Source organism: Cohaesibacter sp. ES.047, from assembly GCF_900215505.1.
Taxonomy (GTDB): domain Bacteria; phylum Pseudomonadota; class Alphaproteobacteria; order Rhizobiales; family Cohaesibacteraceae; genus Cohaesibacter.
In genome coordinates this window covers 3680919-3707003 of record NZ_LT907844.1, presented here as the reverse complement: position 1 = coordinate 3707003, position 26085 = coordinate 3680919, and the positions used below count along the sequence as shown (strand labels likewise).

The following is a 26085-nucleotide window of genomic DNA, read 5'->3' as shown; positions in this document are numbered from 1 at the left end:
GGTCTCCTCATATTAGAGTTACCACGCCAGGGCACAAAATTCTCCATAGTCCCGCATTCGACCGCAAAAAGCAAAGAACTGGAATGAAATTCTATGCCAAAAAAGTTTGCGACAGGCCCGTATCAATCTCTGACGTTACATGTGCGAAAGATGCAATATTCTGATCAAAGACATAGTCTAGTGCTCTTCCGTAGCCTGAATTGGTCTGAGACATATCAAACCCCAGATCGCTAAGTGTTTGCGAAATTGATCCACCAATATGGGCGTCAGCATTCCGGAGGTCAGCGGTCAGAAACAGCGGAGCCAGTCGAGAATCTCGACCGGTCACCTCAGCGTCTTGATGTCCGGCATCAAAGCTAGAGACTGTCTCGCGGTTGCTATTAAGCCTCTCAAGAACATTCGTCAGAACCTGTAGAAGTTTTAGACTGCCGAAGCTCTTGTATTTTTTGCTGTCATGACCGGCTTGATCGATAACTTTTCTAACGACGCCATTGGGAAGTTTTTGCCATAACTCATGAATTTCTTTACATCGTGAGAGAAACTGTTGCTCGGTCATGTCAAGAGGCGCAACCTGAGCAAGACGGCTAAGTTTAGGATATGGCAACCACCGCTCAGCGCGTAGCTCTTCACGGGATATACCAATCAACTCTTCGGAGGATAGACCGTCGCTCCCCAACTCCCCCGCTAACCATGCGAGTCCATCTGCCAGGTCCAGAAGCGTATCAAGAAAGCGCTGGACTTTTGCAACGATATGCTCTTCTTCCAAGTCAGTTTGATCGACACCCCCTAGAGCAACAGTATGCGAGTGCGCCCAAACTATTTCTCTATCCGGCTTGCCTTTGTACAATTCACGGAGGCGAACCTTTATCAAGTTTCGTCCTATGCGGCGGCAATCAGTGAAGGACCATTGCCCAGAGTAAGATGGATTGCATGTCCAACTGCCATTGTCTTCAAAAGGAGTGGTCTCGTAAAAGCTGTTCTGTTCATAGCGCTCCAGAAAGCGGTCGTCGAGGTATATGATTGAAGGATCTACCAGTGCATTAGCACGTTGATGATTCATCACCCCACTCACACCGGGCCAAGTCAAGCTATCCGCCGATTGTAATTGGCATTTCTCGGGAGAAATGGAACAAACTACAGCCCAAAGCTGAACCAAAATCTTGCCATTGATGCGCCGAATGCATAGATCATACCATCCACCGTCAGGCTTGAAATTTATGTGTGTTTTCGCCCCCAGCAGTGTCGTTATGTCTGGAGTGTCAGTGATGTTAGCTTCATAGAAAAACACTCTCGTTCCGTATTTTCCACGCATCCAAAGGTAATTCCTAAGATATTCATTGGACATTCGCCAACTGATGTTTCTGCTAGAACTAAAATGATACGAACTAGAAACCTCCCCTTCGGCCACACTAAATTCGGGAAGGGCCAAGTCATCATATATGATTTTTTGGTCGTTTCCGCCGACACATCGGGGTGACAAGCCGAGTGTCATCCATACCTTTTCAGCTAAATTATAGGTATAGAATGCCCCATTTCCGCAAGATGCTACGACTTAATCATAGCCCGATATGTTTGGCGCAGGATCAACCAGCCCGCCACATTCATCAACAATAGGAGTTGAAAAGTTCACGACACCGTCAGACGTTTCATGGAAGTCGTCCAATGAAATCGTATCGGGCCCATCTGTTAAGGCCAAAATCATGTGTATGTATTCGTAATGTGGGCCGTATTGATCATGCTCATAGCGCGATGATATTTCGGGGCGCTCAAATGAGTCTAAGCCGATTGGTGTGAGCAGCGCCTTTAGCTTCGGTGAAATACTGTCGTCTGGGAGCGGCAAATCATGAATGAAGTTTGGGAACATAATTTTTCCGAAGGTTCAATGGTGACGTTTGGGCAAATAAATTGAGCAATAGCAGAAAGAACTGAATAGTCGTTCAAAAAAACTGATGGATCGGAACACTCAAGCAATTTAAGGAAATTCGGCCGCTATGCAAGGTCTGCTTAGAGGTTAGGTGTTTGATCCCATGCTTTGATGGTGCACCTTTCTCATTTGAATGGAGGGAAGCACTATGGGCCAAGTTCTACACGGCAGCGCCACGACGACAGAGGCAGTCCGTCGAGCAATACAAAATAGTCAAGAGAGCCTGAGAGTGCTTTCCAAGCGATACGGCATCAATCAGAAAACGGTCGTCAAGTGGAAGACGCGCACCTCACAAGCGGACTTAAGAACCGGACCGAAGGAGCCACGTTCGACTGTGCTTTCGCGGCAAGAAGAAGCGACCATTGTCGCCTTCCGCAGGCATACCTTGTTGCCTCTCGACGACTGCCTTTATGCACTCCAGCCGACAATCCCGCATCTGACGCGCTCTTCACTGCACAGATGCCTGCAACGACACGGAGTTTCGCGACTACCGAGTGTCGAAGGCGACAAGCAGCCAAAGAAGCGTTTCAAGAGCTATCCGATCGGCTATTTCCATATCGATATTGCCCAGGTACAGACAGCTGAAGGCAAGCTCTATCTCTTTGTGGCTATTGACCGGACTTCCAAGTATGCCTTCGTTGAACTCTATACCAAGGCAGGAAAGATGAATGCTGCACAGTTCCTGCGCAATCTGGTCGCCACTGTGCCCTATACCATCCATACTGTTCTGACCGACAATGGCATCCAGTTCACCAATCGGTCTCGCGATCTCCATGAGTTCCAGCACATCTTTGACCGGGTCTGCACTGGAAACGGCATTGAACACCGCCTGACAAAAGTGAAGCACCCATGGACCAACGGTCAGGTCGAGAGGATGAACCGGACTATTAAGGATGCCACCGTCAAACGGTTCCATTACGACGATCACGAGCAACTCCAGAAGCATCTGGCTGTTTTCATAGATGCCTACAACTTCGCTAGACGATTGAAGACGCTAAGGGGCCTGACCCCATACGAATTTATCTGCAAAAAGTGGACAGAGGATCCGGAAAGATTCAAAATGAATCCGATCCATCAAATCCCGGGACCGAACAGTTAGGCTTGAGTGTGGTTCGCCCTTGCAGCGAAGGGCAACTTCCCGCCCGGAACAGACCTGCTGTAAAGCAGGCGCATAATCGCATGCTGCAATTCATGTAAATCGACCAATGCCGAGCTACTTATACCAAGGGCGTGAAGTTCTGACTCTTTAGGGATTCCATTTTTAGCACTGGCGTGATTCAACATGGCAAAGGAGATTTTGCCATGTCTGCCGCTTTGATTCTTAGCGATGCTTTTGACGCCGATAGTTTGCGCCGTCTTGCCAAAGGATGCCGCAATGCCAAACAGAGCCGCCGCCTACTGGCCATTGCGGCTGTCTATGACGGCATGAACCGTGCTGATGCCGCCAAAGTCGGCGGTATGGACCGCCAGACTTTGCGAGATTGGGTTCTTCGCTTCAATGAGCAAGGCACCGATGGTCTTGTCGACATCAAAGCAACCGGCGCTCCCATGCGCTTGAGCCCAGAACAGCTCGAAGAGTTTGTTGCTATCGTTGAAACCGGTCCTGATCCTGAGAAGGACGGCGTCTCTGTCTGGCGTAGCCAGGATCTGGTGCGTGTGATCCAAGAGCGGTTTGGGGTCTCCTACAAGGAACGTGGAGTACGGGATCTTTTGCGCCGCATGGGGTATGTGCGCATATCTGGTCGACCTCAACATCCAGAACAAAAGCCTGAAGTCATTGATGCTTTCAAAAAAACTTCTCCGCAACGTTGGCAGCGCATGTAGGCCATTTGCCAAAGAACAAGCCCATCGAGATTTGGTGGCAAGATGAGGCTAGGCTTGGTCAGAAGAATGGACTGGCCCGACTATGGGCAAAAAAGGGAACCAGACCACGTCTGCCAGCCGATCAGCGATATAAAAATGCCTATCTGTTCGGTGCAATATGTCCAGCGCGTGGCGTTGGCGCGGGATTGATGATGCCTTTTGCAAATACACAGGCCATGCAAATGCACCTCGAAGAAGTCTCAAGGACAGTGGCGCGCGGCGCTCATGCCGTGGTGCTGATGGATCGTGCCGGATGGCATACGACAAGCAGACTCAACGTGCCCAAGAATATCACCATCCTCCTGTTGCCTTCCAAATCACCGGAACTGAACCCAGTTGAGAATATTTGGCAGTATCTGCGCGGTACCTTCCTGTCCAATCGGGTCTTCGAAGACTATGCCGCCATTCTTGATGCTGGTTGCCAAGCATGGAAGAGCCTCTCCGCCAACCCAACCATCATCCATTCAATAGGTATGAGAAAATGGGCTCAAGAAGGTCAGAATTAAATGCCGTTGGTATTAGCTTGAATGCATCCCTTGCAGGTTGAAGCGCTCAGTCAGCTCCACTCAACATGGAGAATTGAAGAAAACCGTGGAAAGGGCCATAGACCTTTGCATAGGTTTGTGTAGCAAAATGTGTAGCAAATTTGGAGGATCTTGCGGGAGCTCGCGCATCGAGCGATTGAATTTACGATAGAAATTTCAATTTATCGCTTAGAAAATGGCGGAGAGGAAGGGATTCGAACCCTCGAGACAGTTACCCGCCTACGCCCTTAGCAGGGGCGCGCCTTCGACCACTCGGCCACCTCTCCGCAGTCGTGTTTAAAGATCAAGGAGGTGTGAAGCAACGTCTATTTTGTCATGTGTTTGACATTTCCACATGAGCCTAAGCCCTTGGCTGATGTGCGCTTGTGGTTTTGTGCCAATCTTTGTTGACTTGCGGTGACTGAACGAACCGGATGGGCGGCTTCTGCGATCGGTCGGGCCTCGACCATATTGGTTCGCGAGAAAGAATTCATTTGGATGGCTTCAAGGCACCGTCGAGAAAGTCAATCATGATGATGTGCCCGTCCGTTCCGACATCGAGATAGCGAAATGGCAGCAGTGACTGGTGGACCACCCCAAGCAGCAGACAGAAGAAGCTGAGCGATGCGTGCTTTGTATTCAGGGAATCACGCAGCTGCCCTGCCCTGTTGATCGCATCGAAACTCTGTTGCAAGGTATCCAGGACCATCGCATGGGCTTGTTTCAGAAAGTCCAGCAACTGACCATCCTTCACGGATGTTTCCATATTGTGCATGAGTATGAACAAGGCCCGGGCCAGGCGCTGATCGCTGGCGATGAGGCTGAGCAACCTTGATACTGCAGCCCGAAAGTCTTTTGCCGGATTGTCCTCTGACAGTTCGTTGAGTCCGAGGCTGATCGGATTGAACACCGGCTCTGCGTGATGCTCCCAGATTGCCTGCACAATGTCGGACTTGCTTGAAAAATGCCAATAGACCGCCCCACGCGTCATGCCAGCGTGACGGGCGATTTCATTGAGTGTCGTCTGCGTATAGCCCTGATTGTAGAAAAGCTCGGACGCAGCATCCAGAAGCGTGTGGTAGGTCTGCTCCGCCTGTTTCTTGGTCTTTCGGGCCATTGCGTCTCCTATATGGTGTTTATGGATGGTGTTTATGGGCTTGTCGTTAACGACGCTTGATTGAAAAGTCTCGGTACCTTTGACAATTCACTTTACAATTATACATACATGTATGTATTTAAATATTCAAATCACAAATTCGAGTCCTCCTCTTTTCCTCAATCCTGTGATAGCGAGCCATGATCAAACATTTCGCCATCGTTCTCGTTTCTGTCGGCTTGCTTGCCGGTTGCAGTGACGGTCTTTTTCCTGTCGGCGCGCAAGAGGCTCAGAAAGAAGATCCCCTTGCCCGCCCTGCCAAGATAGCAACGGCCCAGAAGGTCGCCTTCAGCATTCACAAGACGTTCCCCAGCGTCACGCATGCCTCGCGCAGTTCCGTTCTGGCGTTCCGCGTTCCCGGCCAAATCAGCGACTTGCCGGTTCGCTCAGGGGAGGCCCTTAAGGAAGGTGACGTTATAGCGCGCCTCGATGACGCGACCTACCAGAATGCTCTGGCCGAAAAGCAAGCCAGCTTCGATCTAGCCAAGACACAACTTGAGCGAACAAGAACCCTGTTCAAACAAAATCATGTCGCCAAAGCCTCGCTCGACACGGCCCAGTCCACCTTTGATTCTGCGGCGGCAGCCTTGAAAAGCGCCAGAGAGAATGTTGACTATGCCACGCTCCACGCTCCCTATGACGGCACGGTCGCGACGGTCGATGTGGAGCGCTACCAATATGTGGGCGCTGGCACCACTGTTGTGAACTTTCAGGATGGCGACAATATCGACGTCATTTTCAACGTGCCTGAAAAGATCTTCCTGATTTTCAATCCGATGAAGCTCGTCGTCAAACCACAAGTCAATGTGCGCTTTGACGCGCTGCCGAACAGGGTCTTTACCGCCGTCTACAAGGAGCACGAGGCGCAGCCTGACGCAGTGACCCGTTCTTTCAGGGTTACGGTTACGATGCCGCGACCTGAAGACATTACGGTTCTTCCCGGCATGAGCGTCAGTGTCGATATAGACATGGTAAAGGCGATGAGTAGTCAGGGCATTAAGGGTCTTGTCGTCCCGCTCGGCTCTGTTTTTGATGAAGGCGGTAAAAAGTGGGTCTGGAGGGTCGACGAGAACAACCAGACCCGAAAGACCGCAGTGGATGTGTTTGGTATTGAGGAAGGCGCCATTCGTCTCAAGTCCGGCCTTGATGAAGGTGATCGCGTGGTTGCCGTCGGGGTTGCTCATGTCACAGAAAGCATGAAGGTGCGTCCCTATAAGAAGGAAGGCGGCCTGTAAGGGTTAAATCTCATGAACTTGACAGATTACGCCATCGAAAAGAAAACCGTCAGCTGGATGATGACTATCCTCCTGCTGGTTGGAGGGGCTATTGCCTTCATGGATCTGGGACGCCTTGAAGATCCTGAATTCACCATCAAGCAGGCTGTCATCGTAACCGGTTATCCGGGTGCGTCAGCCCTTGAGGTTGAAGAGGAAGTCACGCTACCCATTGAGACAGCCCTGCAGCAGCTCGCCTATGTCGACAATATCACCTCGGTTTCATCGGCTGGTCTCAGCCAGGTTACCGTCGAAATGAAGCCCTCCTACCGAAAGGATGATCTGGCCCAGATCTGGGATGAGATGCGGCGCAAGATCCGGGACATGCAGGCAAGCCTGCCGATCGGTTCGGGCACCCCGATCATCAATGACGATTTTGGCGATGTCTACGGCATCTTCATGGCGGTCACTGGCGATGGCTACAGCCATCAGGAACTCAATGACTATGCAGATTTTCTCCGACGCGAACTTGTGCTGGTGGACGGCGTCGGCAAGGTCTCTGTCAGTGGCGAACTGCAAAAACAGATCATCCTTGAGGTCAGCCGCGCAAAATTGAGCGCCTATAATCTTTCTGTTGCCAGCCTGCAGAAACTTCTTCAGGACCAGAATCTCGTTTCCAACGCCGGCAACATCAAGGTCGGCAGCGAGTATATCCGGATCAGCTCGACCGGCTCATACGACGATGAAAGCAAGATCCGCGACGTTCTGTTGGGCCAGACAGGAGATCAGTTGATCTATCTGTCAGATGTCGCTGACGTCAAAACCGGCTATAAGCAACCGCCTGATCATGTCTACCGTTTCAACGGCAAACAGGCACTGTCTCTGGGTATTTCCTTTTCTTCCGGTGTCAATGTGGTCGAGGTCGGTGGGCGTATAAAGGACCGACTTGCCGAGCTGGACTATCAGCGCCCGGTCGGGATCTCGCTTTCAACGATCTATGATCAGCCCGCTCTGGTTGCTGCCTCGATCAACAGCTTCCTCGTCTCGCTTGCGCAGGCGGTTGGTATTGTCATCGTGGTTTTGCTCGTCACGATGGGTCTTCGGTCCGGTATCCTGATGAGCCTTGTGCTGTTGCTGACCATCTCAGGCACATTCATCGTGATGAAGATTGCTGCCATCGACCTGCACCGCGTTTCGCTGGGCGCGCTGATCATTGCGCTTGGGATGCTCGTTGACAATGCGATCGTGATCACGGACGGGATCCTGATTGGTCTCAAACAAGGTTTGACGCGTGTACAGGCTGCACGCAGGATCGTCTCGCAGACCGTCTGGCCGTTGTTCGGCACAACGGTCATTGCAGTGGTTGCCTTTGCGCCTATCGGCTTGTCACCGGACCAGTCTGGTGAATTCACGGGCTCTCTATTCTGGATCCTTCTGATTTCGTTGATGATCTCATGGATTCTGGCCATCACGTTGACGCCGTTTTTGGCGTCGCTGATGTTCTCGGAAGCAAATGTGAAGACGGACGGAGAAACGGAAGACTCAGATCCATATCAGGGCGTTTTCTACCATCTTTACAAATGGGGATTGCTTCTCGCCCTGCGGTTTCGATGGCTGACTGTCATTGTCCTTCTGGGCGGCCTCGCTGGCGCCATTTATGGCTTTGGTTTTGTTAATCAGGCTTTCTTCCCGCCGTCCAACCTGCCGTCCTTTACGGTGGACTACTGGCTACCGCAGGGATCGGACATTCGCAAAACCATCAAGGACATGACCCAACTGGAGGCTGTGCTTGAGAAAAACGACAAGATCAAGCAGATCACGACGACCATCGGTCAGGGCGCGGCACGGTTCATGCTTACCTACAATTCAGAGCGCAGTTACGCCAACTATGGCCAGTTCATCATTGAGGTGAACAAGTATGAAGACCTGCCCGGGGTGCGGTCCTGGGTCGATAAAACACTCAAGGAGCGTGCTCCTCAGGCGTTCATCAAGTCGGATCGGTTCCAGATCGGGCCAGCCAATGCAGCCAAGATCGAGGCGCGCATCAGCGGGCCGGATCCGGCAGAGCTGCGCCGGATCGCGCGTGACATCATGGCGATTTACCGCAAGGATCCTGACACGATCAATGTGCGTCATGACTGGCGGGAACGCACCAAGGTTTTAAGGCCTCAGTTTGCCGAAGCGGAAGCCCGACGCTTGGGAATCTCCAAAGCGGATGTCGACAGGGCCATCCTGATGAATGTGAAGGGCATTGAAATCGCCAAGGTTCGCGAAGGCTCCACGACCTTGCCGATTATCCTCAGGCCACCGCTTGATGAACGATCAAGCGTCGAAGATCTGGGCAACATTCAGGTCTACAGCCCGGTTCTGAAACGCTATGTCGGCATTGATCAGGTGGTCTATTCCATTGATCTTGAGTGGGAAGACCCCTTGGTGATGCGCCGCGATCGCAAGCGCACCATCAAAGTCTGGGCCGACCCGGATCCGGACTCGGACACCAACAGCTTTGCCCTGTTCGAGCGACTGCAGCCGCAGGTCTCAGCACTCGAATTACCGCCGGGCTACGCCCTTTCGTGGGGTGGCGAGCATGAGTCCCAGTCGATGGCGAACGAAGCTGTCTTTACCTTCGTGCCGCTGGGAGTGCTGGTGATGTTTGCGATCACCGTGATGCTGTTCAATTCCTTCAAGCAGACCCTTGTGGTCTGGCTGACGGTGCCGCTCGCCATTATCGGTGTGACCGCCGGGCTGTTGCTGTTCGATCAGCCATTCAGCTTCACCGCTCTTCTTGGCTTCCTGTCGCTTTCGGGCATGTTGCTCAAGAATGGTATTGTTCTGATCGAGGAGATCAAACGGCTCAATGAGGAGGACGGGCTCAACATGCATGATTCCATCACGCGTGCCGCCGTTTCGCGCCTCAGGCCGGTGACCATGGCGGCATTGACGACCGTTCTTGGCCTTCTGCCTCTGCTGTTTGACATTTTCTTCGCTCCGCTCGCGGTTACGATCATGTTCGGGCTGACGGCAGCAACGGTCCTGACGCTGATTGTCGTTCCAGTGCTTTTTGCCCTCTTCTACGGCATATCCTATCGGCAGGGCGAAACCATCACGTCGTGATCTTTGTGCCAGCGACTTAACGCATCAAAAAGGGCTGTCATGAGACAGCCCTTTTTTGTGGACGACACGCATAGGACAAACAAAAAAGGCGGCCCGAGGACCGCCTTCTTGAAACTTGATTGTTCTTTCGAACTCCGTGCGATTAACGCTTGGAGAACTGGAACGAACGACGAGCTTTTGCGCGACCGTATTTCTTACGTTCAACGACACGAGAGTCGCGAGTAAGGAAGCCGCCCTTTTTGAGGACAGCGCGCAGGCCCGGCTCGTAGTAGGTCAGAGCCTTGGAAAGGCCGTGACGGATGGCACCAGCCTGACCGGACAGACCACCACCAGCAACAGTGCAGATGATGTCGAACTGGCCAGCGCGATCAGCTGCGATGATGGGCTGCTGAACAACCATCTGAAGAACGGGACGACCGAAATAGTCGGGCATCTCTTTCTTGTTGACGGTGATTTTGCCGGAACCTGGTTTGATCCAGACGCGGGCAACAGCATCTTTACGTTTGCCGGTTGCATAAGCACGGCCAAGGGCATCGAGCTTCTGAACATGAACCGGAGCAGACTCTTCAGCTTCAATGCCAACTGCGGAGCCGAGATCTTCTAGAGACTGGACTGAATCACTCATTTGACGACCCTCACGTTTTTGGCATTCAAGGATTTGACGTCCAGCACTTCAGGAGTCTGTGCTTCATGCGGATGCTCGGAACCGGCATAGACGCGCAGATTTGAAAGCTGGGTACGGGTCAAAGGACCGCCCGGCATCATGCGCTGCACGGCTTTCTGAAGCACACGCTCGGGGAACTTGCCCTCGATGATCTGGCGTGCGGTACGCTCTTTGATGCCGCCCGGATGGCCAGTGTGCCAGTAGTATTTCTTGTTCTCGTATTTGCGGCCGGTCAGCATGACCTTGGCAGCATTGATGACGATAACATTGTCACCGCAATCCATGTGCGGTGTAAAGGTAGCTTTGTGCTTGCCGCGCAGACGCATCGCGATCAGCGAAGCAAGGCGACCCAGCACCAGATCTTCCGCATCGATCAGAATCCATTTCTTCTCGATATTGGAAGGATTTGCAGAAAAAGTTTTCATTGCTCTTCCGTTCTCAGTGTCGTTATGACAACGCGAAACGGCGACCGTTGAGCTGGTCGCCGCAATGTCTGGCGCTGTTTATATGGATCTCTAAAACTTTGTCAAGCAATTTCACTCGAAAAACATCAATGAAATCAATAGTATGATTTTACGGTATTTATTTACCACATAAAACACTCTGTTTGTGGCGGAAAATGACCCGCCAGTTCATGCCTGTCGGCAAACAATGCCTCATGAGGTCGCACGATCTCGGCCACCTCCCTCCTCCATCAACCACCTCACGGTTTCGCAATGCATCTTTTCATGCGGGCTGCCCTGACACCATGCGACCGTTTGAAGGATGGTCCAACCCAAGGCTCGCTCCCTGTTCAGATGAAACATGCGGCACAATTGGTCCAGTCTGGTCATGGTCTCTATTTTGCTGTGGCCAAACTCGAAGCCTCTGACAATTGAGGCAAGAGCAAATTCACGCTCGCCAATCAGCGGCTTGGGGTCGATTGCCAGCCAGGGCGTACGTTCTGCGGCAAGAACATTGTGCCCATGCAAATCCTGATGCAACAGAACCTGCTCTCCTTGTGTATCGATCAGACGTGTACCCCAATTCAGCGCGCAGTCAATGAGGGGCACCATGTCCGGGCTGCTTTGCTCGCGGATCAGGTGCAGATTTTTCATCCACATGCGGGCTTCCTCTTCGAGACGCCTTACGGGTTCATCCGTTTTCACCCACAGACGCGGCAGGATATCGGCATAAACCGCCAAAGCAGTCCGCATGCCGCCAGCCAGAAAGGTGCCGGGCCGACAGGCCTCAAGCAACAGGGCGTGATTGAGAGGATCATGATCAAGCAGATAGATTGCGCCATTGCCATTCCAGATTCGTAAGGCTGCGGCTTCATCACGGCATTCTCGATGGGGCCACTGGATCTTGAGAACCATGGGCGTGGCAATCCCTCGCTTGACCACAGGCAGGACCAAAGACACAGATCCGCCACCATGCGGCTCTCCAGCCAATTCAAGCCCCCACTGCCAACACACATGCTGCAGCGTTGTTGGGAGGCGATTAAGCCAGTCCTGCCCTGTTTCTACCTCCGCGAGCCAACCAAGTGACTGACGGACCTTTTCGTGCTGGGTAATCGGTTTGATCACAGAGCTGCTCTCCCTCGTCCCTATTGGTGCCACTGGAAAAGCTGCTATGCAAGAGGACAACTTGACTCTCTTCTTGGCCCGTGATCAATCTCCGAACTCGTGTGAAATGCCGCCGCGTTTCTTGGCCGCTCGCACTCGATTTTGTTGCTTCAACCGACATGCGCTTCAATCCATCAAGCAGAAGAAGTGCAAGCATGAACTTGAATTGAGGAGACCGAATATGTCGGCCATCACCCCCGAAAAAGCCTCTCTTGTCCTTGTTGAACAGAATGGTCCCGTGCGGCGACTAACCATGAACGGGCCAAAGGGGCGCAACCTTCTGACCGAAGAAATGATGGCCAGCCTCATCCTTGAGCTTGAACGTGCCGGTCAGGACGAATGCACGCGCGTGATTATTCTGGCAGCCAACGGCCCGGTCTTCTGCGGTGGCTACAATCTCAACGACTTCACGGCGCACCGGTCGGATTCGGATGGCGGCAAGCATTTCTTTGCCCGGATCACGCGTACCAGCGTGGCGCTGATGCAGACCATCATCAACATTCCCAAGATGGTCATAGCTGAAGTTCAGGGACCGGCCTATGCAGCGGGTTGTCAGTTGGTCGCGACTTGTGATCTGGTCATCGCTGTCAATGAAGCGACGTTCCGAACGCCGGGCGTTGATATCGGCGTGTTTGGCACGACCGCCATGGTGGCCCTCACCCGCCTCATTCCGCCCAAACAGGCGATGGAAATGCTGATCACCGGCGAGCCGATCGACGCCCATACTGCCAAGTCCTACGGGCTGGTCAACCGGGTTGTTCCGCTTGAATATCTTCAGACCGCTGTTGACAAATATGCCTCCGAGATTGCCAACAAGTCGTCAGACGCCATCAAGTTCGGTAAAGAAACCTTCTATCGACAGGCTGACATGACCCTCAATGAGGCTTATGATCTTGCGTCCCATGTCATGACAGAGAACCTTCTGCATGCCGACGCAAAAGAAGGAATCAGCGCCTATCTCGAGAAGCGCGACCCTGTCTGGCCCAGCAAAAAATAGAGGCAGCTCTCGTGGACCACACGCATTATTCCGACGACTATATCCGAACTATTCTTGACGATGTCAGAACCATTGCGCTCGTGGGCGCAAGTGACAAGCCATCTCGCCCGAGCTATCAGGTGATGGAATTTCTGCTTTCCAAGGGATACATCGTCATTCCCGTCAATCCGGGACAGGCAGGCGGCGAAATTCTCGGGCGCCCGGTCGTTGCCACATTGGCGGACATCAGCGATCCGGTTGATATGGTCGATGTCTTTCGCAATTCCGAAGCTGCTGGCGGTGTCACGGATGAAGCCATCGCGGTCGGGGCCAAGGTTGTCTGGATGCAGGTGGGCGTGATCAATCATGAGGCCGCGGCGCGTGCAGAAGCAGCGGGCCTCAAGGTCGTCATGAACCGCTGCCCCAAGATCGAATACCCACGCGTCGTATCTGACTAGCCCCACCCTCGGGCTCTCAGCTCGCCCAGCGATTTCGCAGTCTGGCGCGATGGAATGGCGCACATGCCGTGTCGTAATATTTGATTGCAGCGAATGCGCGCTTCAAACGCCATAGGTTTTCGCCTCACTATTTTCGGTCAGATGAAATTAGAAAATATGTGCGCCGATGACTTTAAATTTGAAATTCAATTTTCATATTTGAATTAGCGAACGATGGCGCGCTGAGATAAAGTCCTTCCACATATTGCCACCAAACGCTGGCCGCCAACCTCCTCAAGGAATGCGCGGCCCCAATCGTCATTGAACAAGAATCGAACAAGGGGGATATCATGAGCAATGAAACCACGCCCGGCTTTGCAACTCAGGCCATCCACGCAGGTTCTGCTCCAGATCCGACAACCGGAGCACGGGCAACACCGATCTATCAGACCACGTCCTATCAGTTTCGCGATACCGATCATGCTGCAGCCCTGTTCGGGCTTCAGGAATTCGGGAACATCTACACCCGTATCATGAACCCGACGCAGGCTGCGCTTGAAGAGCGGATTGCAGCGCTCGAAGGCGGGACCGCAGCGCTTGCGGTCGCTTCCGGCCATGCCGCGCAGCTCGTCACCTTTCACGCCCTGATGAGCCCCGGTGACAACTTCATCGCTGCCGACAAGCTCTATGGCGGTTCGATCAACCAGTTCAACCATACCTTCAAGAGCTTTGACTGGAAGGTCAAATGGTCCGACGCGAGCAACCCGGAAGCCGCACGCGCCCTGATCGACGAGAAAACCAAAGCGATCTATATCGAGAGCAATGCCAACCCGGGCGGGTTCATCTGTGACATCGAAGGTTTTGCCAAGGTGGCGCATGACGCCGGCATTCCGCTGATCGTCGACAACACCATGGCCACGCCTTACCTGTGCAAGCCGTTCGATCATGGCGCGGACATCATTGTCCACTCGATGACCAAATTCATTGGCGGTCACGGCAATTCCATGGGCGGAATCATCGTTGATGGCGGTAAGTTCGACTGGTCAGCAAGCGACAAGTTCCCCATGCTGAGCGAGCCGCGCCCTGAATATAATGGCGTCAAGATGCACGAGACGTTCGGCGGCATTGCGTTTGCCATCGTTTGCCGTGTCCTTGGCCTGCGTGACCTTGGCCCGGCTATTTCTCCGTTCAACGCCTTCCAGATCCTGACCGGTTGCGAAACCCTGCCACTGCGCATGGACCGTCACTGCGAAAACGCCATGGCGATTGCCAAATGGCTCGAAACACATGACAAGGTCAGCTGGGTTTCCTATGCCGGTCTGGAATCGAGCGAACACAATGCTCTGGCGCAGAAATATATGCCCAAGGGCGTCGGCTCGGTCTTCACATTCGGGCTCAAGGGTGGCCACGAGGCCGGGGTGAAATTCATCACCAGCCTCAAGCTTCTGAGCCATGTTGCCAACATCGGCGACACCCGCTCACTGGCCATTCATCCGGCATCGACCACGCACAGTCAGCTCACGGATGAGCAGAAGTCTGCTGCAGGCGCTGCTCCAGACACGATCCGCCTGTCCATCGGCATCGAGGATCTGAAAGACATCAAGGCCGACATCGAACAGGCGATGGCCTGATCAAATCGGAATAACGAAAGCCGGGAGCGATCCCGGCTTTTTTATTGCGGTTATCTGCGTCAGACATCTAAGTCAGAAGCGCACCGCATTGTCATAAAGATCGCGCACCTTGATCGTTGTCACCCCCAGAAGAATAACGGCTAGCGCCTGATGGGTCATGGCGGCATGTAAAGGCACCACGAGCAACAACGTGACGATTCCGATGATAATCTGAAGCGCCACAAGCACCCCCACCACCGTCGCTGCGATTGTCATCTGCGCCGCATAGGGATCACGCCAGGTTCGCACCCAGATGAACAAGGTCCACAAAGCGATGACATAGGCCAGTATGCGGTGGTTGAACTGGATGGTCATCCGGTCCTCGAAGGCGGCGAGCCAAGGCGGATCGAACACGAACAGACCATCCGGGATCAACTGTCCATCCATCAAGGGCCAGGTGTTGTATGTCATCCCCGCATGGGTGCCAGCAACCAGACCACCTAGGAAGATCTGCATAAGCAGGAGCAGGAGCAGGATGCTCGCAGGCAGGATGTGACGGTCGGCACTGACACACTCCGGCATCCGATCAGCGCGCCGATAGCCTCGCGCCACCCAGATCAGCATGACAAAAATGACAGCGGCAAAGGTGAGATGGGTCGCAAGGCGGTATTGGCTGACATCAACCCGGTCAACAAGGCCGGACGCCACCATCCACCAGCCGACGCCCCCTTGCAGGGCGCCCAGCCCCAACAGCACCAATAGACCGGGCTTTATGCCATCAGACAGACGCCCCGTCAGCCAGAAGAACAGCATGGGCACGAAAAAGGCGACCCCGATGAAGCGCCCAAGCTGGCGATGGCCCCATTCCCACCAGAAGATGAATTTGAACTCATCAAGCGACATGCCTTTGTTGACGCGCTGATACTCGGGATATTGCCTGTATTTCTGGAATTCCTCAGTCCATTCAGCAGCGGACATGGGAGGAATAGCGCCGTGGATCGGCTTCCACTCCGTGATCGAGAGGCCGGAGTCCGTCAGGCGCGTCGCTCCCCCCACGACAACCATCAACAGCACGAGAAAGGCGACGAAATAGAGCCAGTTTCGAACAACCGGGCGGGCTCGTCCGACTTTGCTGGGCGCCCTGTCTACATATCGGCTGGCCCTCTCGGCCGCAGAGATCTGCTCGTCCATGGGTTGGATTCTCCCTCGATCTGACCGTGTTCTCACCTCTCGGTGTGAAGCGATTCCCTGTTCGGCAACAAATGTCTAAAAGAGTTATACGCGATGGAATTGCCGTTTGCCCATGGGGTGCTGTGCAAAATATCGAGAATGCCAACAGAGTGCGCACAGGCATGTTCGTCCAAAGTCGCGACCGTCGTTTTTCCCGGTCCTGACGGTTTCGGCTTTTCTCTGCCTGCAAGCTGGGCTATCACGTCCAGACGGCTTTGCACGCTCAAGCCCGCAACGCACCATAGACAAAGGCCCGGCTGACACATGAACAAACGCACCCGTAAATTCTTCGGAATGATCGCTCTTGTGAGCCTGATCGTGTTCTATGCTGCTATTGGTATGACACTTGGCGCCGTGGTTGTGGCGCGGGCCGAACCGTGGATGCAGATCCTGTTCTTTATCGTCACTGGCGCGCTTTGGGTGATCCCTGCCGGCTTGATTATTCGCTGGATGGAGAAGTAACGGCTATTCTGCCGCAACAGGGGTTGGAGACTGCCGCATCTTGGCGATCCGTTGCTTGAGCAGCCGTGGTCCGAGCGGCAGGATCAGGCTCTCGCTATAACCAAAATCACACATGACGTCATTGATCTGCTTTATCAGGTTGATGTCCGAGAGCGGGGCATGAATGCACGCGACAGTGCTGCGTCCTCCGCCAAAGGCCCTGAGTGCTGCCTCATCGCTATAGAATGGTCCCAGATCCACAAACACAATATCGAAAACGGTCTCCAGCGCTTGCATGAAATTGGCAAGTTTTTCGCTCGCGAAGTCTTCTGAATGCAATGACCGATATCCAACGGACACAGAGCAGATCCCCGTGGCCCCATCGCCATGGATGAGGTCTCCTCCCCGTGCCAGATCATCGATCAGATCAGAAAGGCCCACGCGCAGCTTGCCGCTCTGTTTGCGGTTGAAGGTTCTATTCTCGTCAAGGCCGACATGAATGATCCGCAAGCCTGCATTGGCAAAGCTTTTCAGCGTGTCCGTTCCCAAATCTCCCCAATCCGGTTCTTCGGAGATCAAGACAACGCGCTTGGAGGTATGCTTGGACGCCAAACGGGCAATGTCTGAGACATGGCCACCCACGCCACTGAGAGCCAAGCGATGAAGAGCCAACCGATTGTTGGGTCTTGGCTCAATGGGTTCGGTCTTTTCCCGTTCACCAGATTGCTCTGCAGGGCTCTGCTCGTCATCTGAACGACCCTCACCTGCATTTTTAGCAGTCAGGCCCACCTTGCTTTTGATCTTGACAGATATGACCTCTGACCATTTGGGGGCCTGGCGCTTTGCAGCTTTGGGTTTTGCCGAAACATCACCCGATGCTTTCGACATCAAACGGAACCAGCGCAGCGCATTGGCGGACAAGAACAACAGCGCCACCAACAGACCATAGAGTGCGGCAGGGTCATGGATGACCCGGGTTGGCGCAGTGGCTTGCGATAGCAAACGGGCGCGGGGCGGCAACAAGTCCAGTTCCAGTCTGGTTTCCGCCTCGCGTTGCCGAGCCATCATGCGGTTGAGCATGCTTTTCTGCGCCCGCTCCTGAGCGATGAGCGACACCAGTTGCTCCCCTTCGTCCAAGCCAGGTTCGGCTGTGGCGAGGTTGGTGCGGCTCAGCTGGGCCTGAATCCGCCGAATGCGGTCCAGCAAGCGGTTGCGATGGGATGCGAGTTGATTGACATCCTCAGCCAGTTTGTCGACAGCCTGCTGCAATTCGGCTTTTTGATTATCCTTGAGGTTTGCGAGATAGAGCGACGCCAGCCGGTTGGCAATTTCCGCAGCCTGCTCCGCATCTGGAGCGAGAAACCCGAGCTTGACGATACGCTTTTCCGGATCGGGCTGGACGATAATGGACTGGTTGATATTGCTCGCTAGCTGCGCAGAGCTTTTGCTAATCAGCAAATCTGCTCCCAAAAAGGCCAGAATCCTGTCCAGTACGGATCTTCGTGCAAAATAGGGATCCGATCGCAGATCAAAGGCGTCAGCGATATCAATTGCGACGGATTGCGACGGCAAAAGCGCGTCCAACTCTTCGGCGTCGATGCGTGCCTTGGCTTTCTCTTCGACCACAGCAGCCTGTTTTACAAGATATTGCTCCTGCTGGCTGAGCAGAAGCACACGTGCCGTTGCCTGATAAACCTGGGCTGGATGTTTCATCGCACCATAGACACCAGCACCGATCAACATGGATGCCACCAGCGTCAGACATAGCCTGCGTTTCCAGTTCGGCAGCGAAAAGCGAGGTTTTGATACTCGCTCCCCTGCCCGATCAATTGGGGCATCGCTCACTTGTTCTTTTTGGTGCTCGTGTGTTGGTCGAATCGACATTGGCATGCAGCTCGAAGAGTCGTTTTTTCAATTGCTGCAGGAATATAGTAACCAAGTTCTTAACAAACCCTACCAAGCGTCCCAAAATCGACCAAAATCGTGCAATTTGCAAACATCAAAAGTTAATTTTTGGCGTTTGAGGCAAAATTTTACGACCCATTAACCACAATATCGTTAGCTACGGGCAGTCTATCAACCCGAGTCGATTCCATGTTTTTACGCGTCTTCCTTGTTATGATCATCGCGATTGGTCTTTCTGGCTGTACAGGCTATCGACCGGCCGGGGATGCCTTTCACAAGTCACTTGTCGGACCTTACCTTTTGGATTCTGGCGACAAGGTGCGGGTCATCGTGTTCAATCAGACCGAATTGAACAACGAGCACACGGTTGATCAGTCGGGTTACATCAATGTGCCGCTCATCGGCAATGTGGCTGCGCGCGGCAAGCAAACCAGCGAACTTGCTCATGATATCGCCACCCGGCTCAGCAATGGCTATATCCGCAATCCGGATGTATCGGTTGAGATTTCGCAATATCGGCCCTTCTTCGTGATGGGCGAAGTCAACACGGCCGGGCAATATGCCTTCGTTACCGGCATGACGGTTCAGACGGCAATCGCCATCGCGGGCGGGTTCACACCACGCGCCCAGCAGCGATTTGTTGACATCACGCGCCAACTCAATGGCAAGATCCTGACAGGCCGTGTGCGCCTCACCGCACCTGTGCGCCCGGGCGACACTATCTATGTCAAAGAGCGCTTTTTCTAAAGGTCAACACCAGTTTCAGCCAATCATAGCTCAAGTATCTTTTCCTATCGGGTGATCTTTGCTTTTTTTTTACCCTATGGTCCAAAAGGTAGCTCGTAGAGACATAAAAAATATTCTATTAAATCTTCCTCATAATTTGACTGATATCTGTGCTTGTAGAACAAAGTTCAAAGGCATGGTGTCAAAGAATGCAAGCTCTGGATCCCAATACAGCTTTCTCGCCAAACGCAGTGCGTTCGGTTCCCTTTGAGGAAAGCCCGAATCCGAACAAGCAAATTTCAGATATGGCACGGGATGTGGCGTCGGAGTTTTCCGCAACCACATATGCGTCTTCCATGGTTCGCGGCATCATCCAACTGACCGACTTTGTCCTTATGACAGTGCTCGGTGTGGTCGCGTCCCTGATTGTTGGGGGTGGCTATCTCTTTGACATGCAGATACCGCTTCTCTTGTCGATGCTCGGTGCCGGGATTTTTGTTCTCTTTCTCCTGGCAGCTGACGGGTATCAGATTCACGCGCTAAACTCCGTTGCACCGCAGATCGGCAAGGTTATTGGCGCTTGGACGCTGGTAACCATCCTGTTTTTGCTGATCAACTTTCTTTCTGGCACGCCCCTTGAAGAAAACCGTAGTTGGCTGGGTCTTTGGTTCATCGTTGGGATCGGTGCGTCCGGTGTGGCACGTGCCATCGAAAGCACGCTCATTCTAAGGTGGAAAAACAACGGGCGGCTCGAACGTCGGGCCGTCATCGTCGGAGGCGGCAAGCCCGCGGCCGATATCATTCAGACCCTCGAAAGTCAGGATGGCAACGACATCCGGATTTGCGGCATTTTCGATGACCGCGACGATGAGCGGTCTCCTGCGATCGTGGAAGGCTATCCGAAACTCGGCGACGTCGACGATCTGGTAGAATTTTCACGCCTGTGCAAGATCGACATGCTGATCGTGACGATTCCCGTCACCGCTGAGAACCGCGTTTTGCAGATGCTTCACAAACTGTGGGTTTTGCCGCTCGACATTCACCTCAGCGCGCATATGAACAAGATGCAGTTTCGCCGCCGGACATACAGCTATGTGGGCAAGCTGCCGACCGTTCCTGTCTTTGCCAAGCCGATTGCGCACTGGGGATCGCTGGGTAAACGGCTGTTTGACCTGTTCTTTGCCACCCTCGCTTTGATCGTTCTCTCGCCTGTGTTCTTGATCACGGCAATCGCCATCAAACGGGACAGCGAAGGACCGATCATTTTCAAGCAGAAGCGCCTCGGCTTCAACAATGAGGAAGTGGTCGTCTGGAAGTTCCGCTCTCTCTATCACAATCAGAGTGATCAGACCGCGAAGAAGTCCGTCACCAAGAATGATGACCGGGTGACCCCGGTCGGCCGTTTCATCCGTCGCACTTCGATTGATGAACTGCCGCAGCTGTTCAACGTGTTGTCCGGTACCCTGTCGCTCGTTGGTCCGAGGCCACATGTATCGCATCAACAAACCAATAATCGCCTGTTTGAAGAAGTTGCTGACGGCTACATGGCCAGACACAAGGTCAAACCCGGCATCACCGGCTGGGCTCAAATCCATGGCTGGCGCGGTGAAGTGGATGACGAAGAGAAGCTCAAGGAACGTGTCCAGCACGATATCTATTATATCGAAAACTGGTCGCTGGCGCTCGATTTCTACATTCTTTTCATAACGCCTTTCAAATTGCTGTCTCAGGAAAATGCTTACTGATCATAGGCTTCTCAAGTGATATCAAGCAGCGCGCGCTCCGGCGCGCGTTTGGCGTTCAGCGCTTGAAAGCATCAAAAACAGAAAGCTTGAGGATAATAGAAATTCCGTTCAAGAGATTGTTGCAAGCCGATGACATTGCGACTATAAAGCCCTCGTGTCGGAGCGTAGCGCAGTCTGGTAGCGCACTTCGCTGGGGGTGAAGGGGTCGTAGGTTCGAATCCTATCGCTCCGACCATTTTCTTCCCCCCAAAGCCTAGGTGGCATGGGACTATCCTTAGGGATATCCAACCAGCGCCACTGGCATCTGTCCCAAAATAGCTTGACATCGATGATTTCATCAACTCCACCTGTCGAGTTGATCGGGTCGTCGCGGCCGTTCAGCAGGTCATCGCGTCCATTCCCGGTTATTATGTCGTCGTCATCTTCACCGAACAGTTTGTCCGCCTGGTCTGACCCAACGATCGATCGTGACCGCCACCACCATAAAAGACAGTTCTGTTTGCTAAGCTTGTGTTTTCTGAGTTTGTCACCACCTTCACGTAGAGCGCAACATCCGAGCGTTTTCACTTTATTCGGAAGGTTAGTAATTAGTTATTCACCTAAACCAAACGTTTTTTGGTCATGCTAACTGTCTGTTACCGCCATGATGTCAAGGATAGCGGGCATATGGGGGTGAATAGACTATTGGCTCTGGTCTGCATCGTTTAAACCGCAGGCCATCCGCAGAGAGTGGTGTTGTTGATGAACCTAGATCTCATGCGTTTCAATCGGCTCACTGTCCGCGTGACAGCTTTGTTGATCGTGATGGTATCACTTTCAATCCTTGTGATGGCTCATCTGAGCTACACAAAGCTCCATGAAGTGACAGAGGACAACGCTTCGATCCGGATTGACCGGGCGGCGCGCGCCGCTGCGTCCATTTTCAGCCACAGTCTCGACCACGAATTCGAGATCATCCGGGATCAAATGGATAGACCTCAGGCGGTCCACATTGTATCCGAGACAGTCGAGACAGCCCTTACCTTTCGCCCTGAGCATGATGTGGTGCTCAAGGAAATCGGGATGACCAATCAGGGAGCAGCGAACCTGTTCAAGCTCAATCCCGAAACAATGAGCTTCGACCGCATCGCCACCACATTCCGCAGACCGGACGGCTCCATGCCGCCACCCATGTCCCTGTCTGAGGGCCACCCAGCCTATAAAAATCTGATCGCCAACAAGCCGTTCACTGGCGATGTTCCCGTCATGGGGCGATTGCGGCTTGCCTATCTTACTCCCATCCAGTCGCGCGAAGGTGCCGTAGCAGGCGCTCTGGCGGTCGACGTGGGATGGGTTGATGATCTTCATATAAACCGCATAGAAATGCAGACGTTGATCATCGGCTATGCCATCGTCATCCTGTTGCTCGTCGTGGGGGTCGGCGTATGGCAAATGACAGCCGAACTGCGTCCTTTGAAGAGACTTGTGCGCTTAGCAAACGATCTGGCGGCAGGAAAGAACACAGGTGATGTGCCCTTCACTGAGCGCTCCGGGGAAGTCGGCGCGTTGGCTCAGGGCCTGTCGCGTGTCGTCGAGATGCAACAAAAACTGAGCTATCTGGCCTACACCGACACTCTGACCGGACTGGGAAACCGCAGCCGATATCTGACCGATCTGCGTGAGGCCGTCTTGCAAAGCAAGAAAGGCGAGCGCGAATGGATGCTTCTGCACATTAACATCGATCGGTTCAAGGACGTGAATGTCGCCTTCGGTCAGTCAGTGGGCGATACGCTTCTGAAGTGCGTTGCCAAAGCCATCGAGGCAGTCGCAGGTAAAGAGGCTCTGATTGCGCGTCTTTCTGCTGATCATTTCACCGTTCTGCTACCACAGGACGGCTCGGGTAGCACTTCAAGCAACTACGGCGACCTGTTGCTGCGTCTTTGCAAGCCCATCGAACTCGGTTCTACCGAGGTTCACATGAGCGCCGCCATCGGCGTTGTCCATCTGGCACGCGATGCCGACACAGCCGATGATGCTCATTTGAAAGTCGATCTGGCCCTTCGTCAGGCGAAGGAAGACGGAGGCAACTGTTGCGCTGTTTTTGCAGAGGAGATGTATCTTGTCCTTCAGAGCCAGATAGAGCTTGAACGCGCTCTTCGCGAGGCAATAAGAAAACGGGCCATACAGCCCTATTTCCAGCCCCAGTTCGATCCCTCAACCAATCAATTGACCGGCCTTGAGGCTTTGGCGCGCTGGCATCATAAAACCAAGGGCATGATCTCACCGGGAGCGTTCATCCCGATTGCGGAATCGACCGGACTGATCGTCGATCTGGGGACACTCATTCTCGACCAGACCTGCAGCCAAGCACGGAGCTGGCGCGATTCCGGCTTCGATTTCAAACATCTGGCCGTGAATGTGTCGCCTATCCAGCTCCTGCAACCGGACTTTCCCCATATCGTCCGAGGGCTTCTCGAAAAGTACGAACTGGCAGGAAGCAACATCTGCCTTGAGGTCACTGAGAATCTGTTTCTGGATCAAGATGAAGGTCATGTTGGGAGCATTCTGGATAGGCTCAAAGCGCTCGGTCTGCTCATTTCCCTTGATGATTTCGGCTCGGGCTATTCATCGCTGGGCTACCTCAATCGCCTTCCCTTCGATCAGTTGAAGGTTGATCGTACCTTTGTGATGAATGTCGACAAGGATCATAAGAACCAGCAGTTGCTCGCCGGCATTGTGACGCTGGGCCATGGTCTGGGTCTCACGATTGTTGCGGAAGGAGCCGAAACACGCGAAGAGGTCGATTGCGTTGCAAAGCTTGGCTGCAATTCGGTTCAAGGGTTTGCCTATGCCCATCCGATGCCTGCAAAAGACATCCCGGCAGCCTTGAAGGCCATTCAATCACAAGACCATATCATGACACGCAGGAGCGCCTGACGCGGCATTGCTGCGGCCGGAGAAGGGCCTGATTTCAAGACAGCCAAGCAAGCAAGTCAGCTCACTCCTCCATGCAGTCTGGCAGCGTCTCCAGACGTAAGTTTCTTGCCAGCAGGGGCTCTCTCCAACGCGATTTCAGGCCAAGCACAACCTTCGGTTATCGCTAGCAAAATCTCTTTTTTCGGGCTCGCGCAGGCGTGATCAAGCCCCGCCCTTTTAGTGGCACGGCATTTGCTTGGTAACCGTGTCGTGCATGAAAGGAATTGTCGATGAGCATTTTGAACAAGGAGGCCTTGATCAATCTTTATCCCGGTATTGCATTGGAAGATGCGATGCAGGTTGCACAAGTGGCATTGGAGGATTTTGGTTTTGACGTTTCGACTTATGATTTCTCACCCGTTCCTTTGACCTATGAAGGCAAGTTCATCTTCCCCACGGTCTATGACATGCGCAACGCTCCCAGCGACATGGTCGATCTGTGGTGCGCCGAACGTTACTATGAGCAGGATCCGGTGATGGATGCCTCGCGTGAGATCACGCGCCCTTTCACATGGACCTATGACGGTCGGCAAAGCGATGTGATGGAGAGAATTCTTGATGACAGGCATCAGCCGGTGATCAACTACCTGTGCGACACGGGCATGCGATGCGGTATCACCGTACCCATTCGTTGCCCCGATGGAGCGCTGGCCACATTTACCGCCATGAGCACGTCCAGGATCGACAATGCGGATCTTGATTATGCCGTCTCCTCAGTCGGTTATCTGGCTCATGCATTGCACGACGCGGTTATTGACGGCTTCGAGGATGACGCCTTTCTCACCCCTCATGTGTCCCTGACGAAGCGGGAACAGCAATGCCTTGCACTGTGTGGTCAAGGTCTGACTGCAAAGGAAATCGCCCATCATATCGACCGATCGATTCCCACCGTTACCCTGCATCTGACGTCGGCGACGAAAAAACTTGGTGCCCGCAACAGATTTCAAGCTCTCGTGATGGCATCACACTATCGATTGCTCGAAACGAGCCATCGGACACATTGAAAACCTATAAAATTCCATAGCTATTTTCGAAAGCCTTAGTGTGGTTTGCTTTACCTCTGAACCAAGAAATAAGAGGTACATGTCGTGGCGGATTTCGAAACACAAGAGGGTTTTTCTCCTTATCAGGGCTACCAGACCTGGTACCGCATTAGCGGAAATCTGAAATCCGACAAGCTGCCGCTGGTCATCGGTCACGGCGGCCCCGGCTGTGCACATTACTATGTCGACAGTTTCAAGGAACTGGCAAAGACTGGGCGCCCGGTCATCCATTATGATCAATTGGGCAATGGCCAGTCGACACACCTGCGCGAAAAAGGGCCTGATTTTTGGACAATTGACCTTTTTTTAGGCGAACTGGATGCATTGCTTTCGCATCTCGGCATTCAGGACCGCTATGCCTATCTGGGGCAAAGTTGGGGTGGAATTCTGGGGTCAGAACATGCAATTCAGCAACCTGAAGGCCTGAAGGCTCTTGTAATCGCAAACTCACCATGCTCTATGCCTGTTTGGCTCAAAGGTGCATCCGAGCTTCGTTCGAAGCTGCCTCAGGATGTTCAGGATACCCTGCTTTTGCACGAGACAGCTGGCACCCTTGACCATCCCGACTACAAGGCAGCGACGGAGGTTTTCTACGACCGCCATGTCTGCCGCATGAAGCCCCGTCCGGTAGAAGTCCAGAAGACATTCGATGTAATGGATGAAGATCCCACCGTATATCACACGATGAACGGTCCGACCGAGTTTCACGTCATCGGCACATTGAAAGACTGGTCTGCCGTTGGCCGTCTGCATCAGATCTGCGCGCCAACCCTCGCGTATCGCGGTGCCTATGACGAAGCTACCACCGAGTGTTTGCAGCCCTTCTGGGACGAAATTCCTGATGTGACTGCGCATGTTTTTCCAAATTCGAGTCACATGCCGCATGTCGAAGAAAAAGAAAGTTGTATGGCCGTTGTTGAATCCTTCTTGTCCAAATATGACAGCGAGTGA

The 26085-nt window shown here is 53.3% G+C and carries 21 protein-coding genes and 2 tRNA genes; 14 read left to right on the top strand and 9 right to left on the bottom strand.

What is annotated here, in order from left to right; genetic code table 11:
* Window positions 1-91: 91 nt before the first annotated feature.
* Window positions 92-1492 (bottom strand): hypothetical protein, encoded by a 1401-nt coding sequence (locus CPH65_RS16960; protein WP_157747758.1) that lies wholly within the window; start codon window positions 1490-1492, stop codon window positions 92-94.
* Between the two features lie 60 nt (window positions 1493-1552).
* The gene (locus tag CPH65_RS16955) at window positions 1553-1864 is read right to left on the bottom strand and encodes a hypothetical protein (protein ID WP_096174956.1); all 312 of its coding nucleotides are present in this window, start codon (window positions 1862-1864) and stop codon (window positions 1553-1555) included.
* Window positions 1865-2072: 208 nt separating this feature from the next.
* On the opposite strand from CPH65_RS16955, the gene CPH65_RS16950 reads away from it, so the two are divergent.
* Entirely contained in the window at window positions 2073-3023 is a 951-nt protein-coding gene (locus tag CPH65_RS16950; protein WP_096174221.1) for an IS481 family transposase, read from the top strand.
* A 203-nt stretch (window positions 3024-3226) separates the two neighbouring features.
* Window positions 3227-4293 (top strand): IS630 family transposase gene (locus CPH65_RS16940; RefSeq protein WP_096171592.1). Its coding sequence is split into 2 segments (ribosomal slippage): window positions 3227-3731 and window positions 3731-4293, totalling 1068 coding nucleotides; the frame shifts between segments, so codons are not numbered across the junction.
* A gap of 215 nt (window positions 4294-4508) precedes the next feature.
* Here CPH65_RS16940 and CPH65_RS16935 read toward each other — a convergent pair.
* Window positions 4509-4598, bottom strand: a tRNA-Ser gene (locus tag CPH65_RS16935).
* Between the two features lie 203 nt (window positions 4599-4801).
* Window positions 4802-5428, bottom strand: coding sequence for a TetR family transcriptional regulator (locus tag CPH65_RS16930; RefSeq protein WP_096174954.1), 627 nt, complete (start codon window positions 5426-5428; stop codon window positions 4802-4804).
* Window positions 5429-5607: 179 nt separating this feature from the next.
* Here CPH65_RS16930 and CPH65_RS16925 point away from each other — a divergent pair, with 179 nt between their 5' ends.
* Together CPH65_RS16925 and CPH65_RS16920 are read left to right on the top strand one after the other, a co-directional pair.
* Window positions 5608-6702, top strand: a complete 1095-nt coding sequence (locus CPH65_RS16925) for an efflux RND transporter periplasmic adaptor subunit (protein ID WP_096174953.1) — start codon at window positions 5608-5610, stop codon at window positions 6700-6702.
* A gap of 12 nt (window positions 6703-6714) precedes the next feature.
* Entirely contained in the window at window positions 6715-9795 is a 3081-nt protein-coding gene (locus tag CPH65_RS16920) for an efflux RND transporter permease subunit (RefSeq protein ID WP_096174952.1), read from the top strand.
* A 142-nt stretch (window positions 9796-9937) separates the two neighbouring features.
* Here CPH65_RS16920 and rpsI read toward each other — a convergent pair whose 3' ends face one another.
* The 3 genes from rpsI to CPH65_RS16905 form a co-directional block, all read right to left on the bottom strand.
* Window positions 9938-10420, bottom strand: coding sequence for a 30S ribosomal protein S9 (gene rpsI / locus CPH65_RS16915; RefSeq protein ID WP_096174951.1), 483 nt, complete (start codon window positions 10418-10420; stop codon window positions 9938-9940).
* Window positions 10417-10884 (bottom strand): 50S ribosomal protein L13, encoded by a 468-nt coding sequence (rplM, locus tag CPH65_RS16910; RefSeq protein ID WP_096174950.1) that lies wholly within the window; start codon window positions 10882-10884, stop codon window positions 10417-10419. The genes rpsI and rplM overlap by 4 nt, the downstream gene beginning before the upstream one ends.
* Before the next feature lie 231 nt (window positions 10885-11115).
* A complete protein-coding gene (locus CPH65_RS16905) occupies window positions 11116-12027 on the bottom strand; it encodes an aminoglycoside phosphotransferase family protein (RefSeq protein ID WP_157747757.1) in 912 nt (303 codons plus the stop codon).
* A 220-nt stretch (window positions 12028-12247) separates the two neighbouring features.
* Between CPH65_RS16905 and CPH65_RS16900 the strand changes: the two genes are divergently transcribed.
* The 3 genes from CPH65_RS16900 (at window position 12248) to CPH65_RS16890 (ending at window position 15110) form a co-directional block, all read left to right on the top strand.
* Complete coding sequence (locus tag CPH65_RS16900) at window positions 12248-13063, top strand: enoyl-CoA hydratase (protein ID WP_096174948.1); 816 nt, start codon at window positions 12248-12250, stop codon at window positions 13061-13063.
* An 11-nt stretch (window positions 13064-13074) separates the two neighbouring features.
* Window positions 13075-13500, top strand: a complete 426-nt coding sequence (locus CPH65_RS16895; protein ID WP_096174947.1) for a CoA-binding protein — start codon at window positions 13075-13077, stop codon at window positions 13498-13500.
* Between the two features lie 329 nt (window positions 13501-13829).
* A complete protein-coding gene (locus CPH65_RS16890; RefSeq protein ID WP_096174946.1) occupies window positions 13830-15110 on the top strand; it encodes an O-acetylhomoserine aminocarboxypropyltransferase in 1281 nt (426 codons plus the stop codon).
* 72 nt (window positions 15111-15182) lie between these two features.
* Here CPH65_RS16890 and CPH65_RS16885 read toward each other — a convergent pair whose 3' ends face one another.
* Complete coding sequence (locus tag CPH65_RS16885; RefSeq protein WP_096174945.1) at window positions 15183-16280, bottom strand: COX15/CtaA family protein; 1098 nt, start codon at window positions 16278-16280, stop codon at window positions 15183-15185.
* Between the two features lie 303 nt (window positions 16281-16583).
* Between CPH65_RS16885 and CPH65_RS16880 the strand changes: the two genes are divergently transcribed.
* Window positions 16584-16781 carry a DUF2842 domain-containing protein gene (locus CPH65_RS16880; protein ID WP_096174944.1) on the top strand — a complete coding sequence of 66 codons (198 nt, stop codon included), beginning with the start codon at window positions 16584-16586 and terminating at the stop codon, window positions 16779-16781.
* A 3-nt stretch (window positions 16782-16784) separates the two neighbouring features.
* On the opposite strand, the gene CPH65_RS16875 is transcribed toward CPH65_RS16880, so the two are convergent.
* Entirely contained in the window at window positions 16785-18605 is a 1821-nt protein-coding gene (locus CPH65_RS16875; protein WP_157747756.1) for a hypothetical protein, read from the bottom strand.
* Between the two features lie 249 nt (window positions 18606-18854).
* Here CPH65_RS16875 and CPH65_RS16870 point away from each other — a divergent pair, with 249 nt between their 5' ends.
* The 6 genes from CPH65_RS16870 (at window position 18855) to CPH65_RS16845 (ending at window position 26085) form a co-directional block, all read left to right on the top strand.
* Window positions 18855-19412 carry a polysaccharide biosynthesis/export family protein gene (locus CPH65_RS16870; protein WP_244574438.1) on the top strand — a complete coding sequence of 186 codons (558 nt, stop codon included), beginning with the start codon at window positions 18855-18857 and terminating at the stop codon, window positions 19410-19412.
* 188 nt (window positions 19413-19600) lie between these two features.
* A complete protein-coding gene (locus tag CPH65_RS16865; RefSeq protein WP_096174942.1) occupies window positions 19601-21136 on the top strand; it encodes an undecaprenyl-phosphate glucose phosphotransferase in 1536 nt (511 codons plus the stop codon).
* A 158-nt stretch (window positions 21137-21294) separates the two neighbouring features.
* Window positions 21295-21371 (top strand) — tRNA-Pro (locus CPH65_RS16860).
* A 506-nt stretch (window positions 21372-21877) separates the two neighbouring features.
* Entirely contained in the window at window positions 21878-24052 is a 2175-nt protein-coding gene (locus CPH65_RS16855) for an EAL domain-containing protein (RefSeq protein WP_244574436.1), read from the top strand.
* A 269-nt stretch (window positions 24053-24321) separates the two neighbouring features.
* Window positions 24322-25095, top strand: a complete 774-nt coding sequence (locus CPH65_RS16850; protein ID WP_096174941.1) for a LuxR family transcriptional regulator — start codon at window positions 24322-24324, stop codon at window positions 25093-25095.
* Window positions 25096-25179: 84 nt separating this feature from the next.
* Window positions 25180-26085, top strand: coding sequence for a proline iminopeptidase-family hydrolase (locus CPH65_RS16845; protein WP_096174940.1), 906 nt, complete (start codon window positions 25180-25182; stop codon window positions 26083-26085).

What these genes read in the sequence shown, in the direction of transcription:
- CPH65_RS16960 (WP_157747758.1), bottom strand. Translation starts at nt 1,492, where the DNA reads ATGACACTCGGCTTGTCACCCCGATGTGTCGGCGGAAACGACCAAAAA.
- CPH65_RS16955 (WP_096174956.1), bottom strand. Translation starts at nt 1,864, where the DNA reads ATGTTCCCAAACTTCATTCATGATTTGCCGCTCCCAGACGACAGTATT.
- CPH65_RS16950 (WP_096174221.1), top strand. Translation starts at nt 2,073, where the DNA reads ATGGGCCAAGTTCTACACGGCAGCGCCACGACGACAGAGGCAGTCCGT.
- CPH65_RS16930 (WP_096174954.1), bottom strand. Translation starts at nt 5,428, where the DNA reads ATGGCCCGAAAGACCAAGAAACAGGCGGAGCAGACCTACCACACGCTT.
- CPH65_RS16925 (WP_096174953.1), top strand. Translation starts at nt 5,608, where the DNA reads ATGATCAAACATTTCGCCATCGTTCTCGTTTCTGTCGGCTTGCTTGCC.
- CPH65_RS16920 (WP_096174952.1), top strand. Translation starts at nt 6,715, where the DNA reads ATGAACTTGACAGATTACGCCATCGAAAAGAAAACCGTCAGCTGGATG.
- rpsI (WP_096174951.1), bottom strand. Translation starts at nt 10,420, where the DNA reads ATGAGTGATTCAGTCCAGTCTCTAGAAGATCTCGGCTCCGCAGTTGGC.
- rplM (WP_096174950.1), bottom strand. Translation starts at nt 10,884, where the DNA reads ATGAAAACTTTTTCTGCAAATCCTTCCAATATCGAGAAGAAATGGATT.
- CPH65_RS16900 (WP_096174948.1), top strand. Translation starts at nt 12,248, where the DNA reads ATGTCGGCCATCACCCCCGAAAAAGCCTCTCTTGTCCTTGTTGAACAG.
- CPH65_RS16890 (WP_096174946.1), top strand. Translation starts at nt 13,830, where the DNA reads ATGAGCAATGAAACCACGCCCGGCTTTGCAACTCAGGCCATCCACGCA.
- CPH65_RS16885 (WP_096174945.1), bottom strand. Translation starts at nt 16,280, where the DNA reads ATGGACGAGCAGATCTCTGCGGCCGAGAGGGCCAGCCGATATGTAGAC.
- CPH65_RS16880 (WP_096174944.1), top strand. Translation starts at nt 16,584, where the DNA reads ATGAACAAACGCACCCGTAAATTCTTCGGAATGATCGCTCTTGTGAGC.
- CPH65_RS16870 (WP_244574438.1), top strand. Translation starts at nt 18,855, where the DNA reads ATGTTTTTACGCGTCTTCCTTGTTATGATCATCGCGATTGGTCTTTCT.
- CPH65_RS16865 (WP_096174942.1), top strand. Translation starts at nt 19,601, where the DNA reads ATGCAAGCTCTGGATCCCAATACAGCTTTCTCGCCAAACGCAGTGCGT.
- CPH65_RS16855 (WP_244574436.1), top strand. Translation starts at nt 21,878, where the DNA reads ATGAACCTAGATCTCATGCGTTTCAATCGGCTCACTGTCCGCGTGACA.
- CPH65_RS16850 (WP_096174941.1), top strand. Translation starts at nt 24,322, where the DNA reads ATGAGCATTTTGAACAAGGAGGCCTTGATCAATCTTTATCCCGGTATT.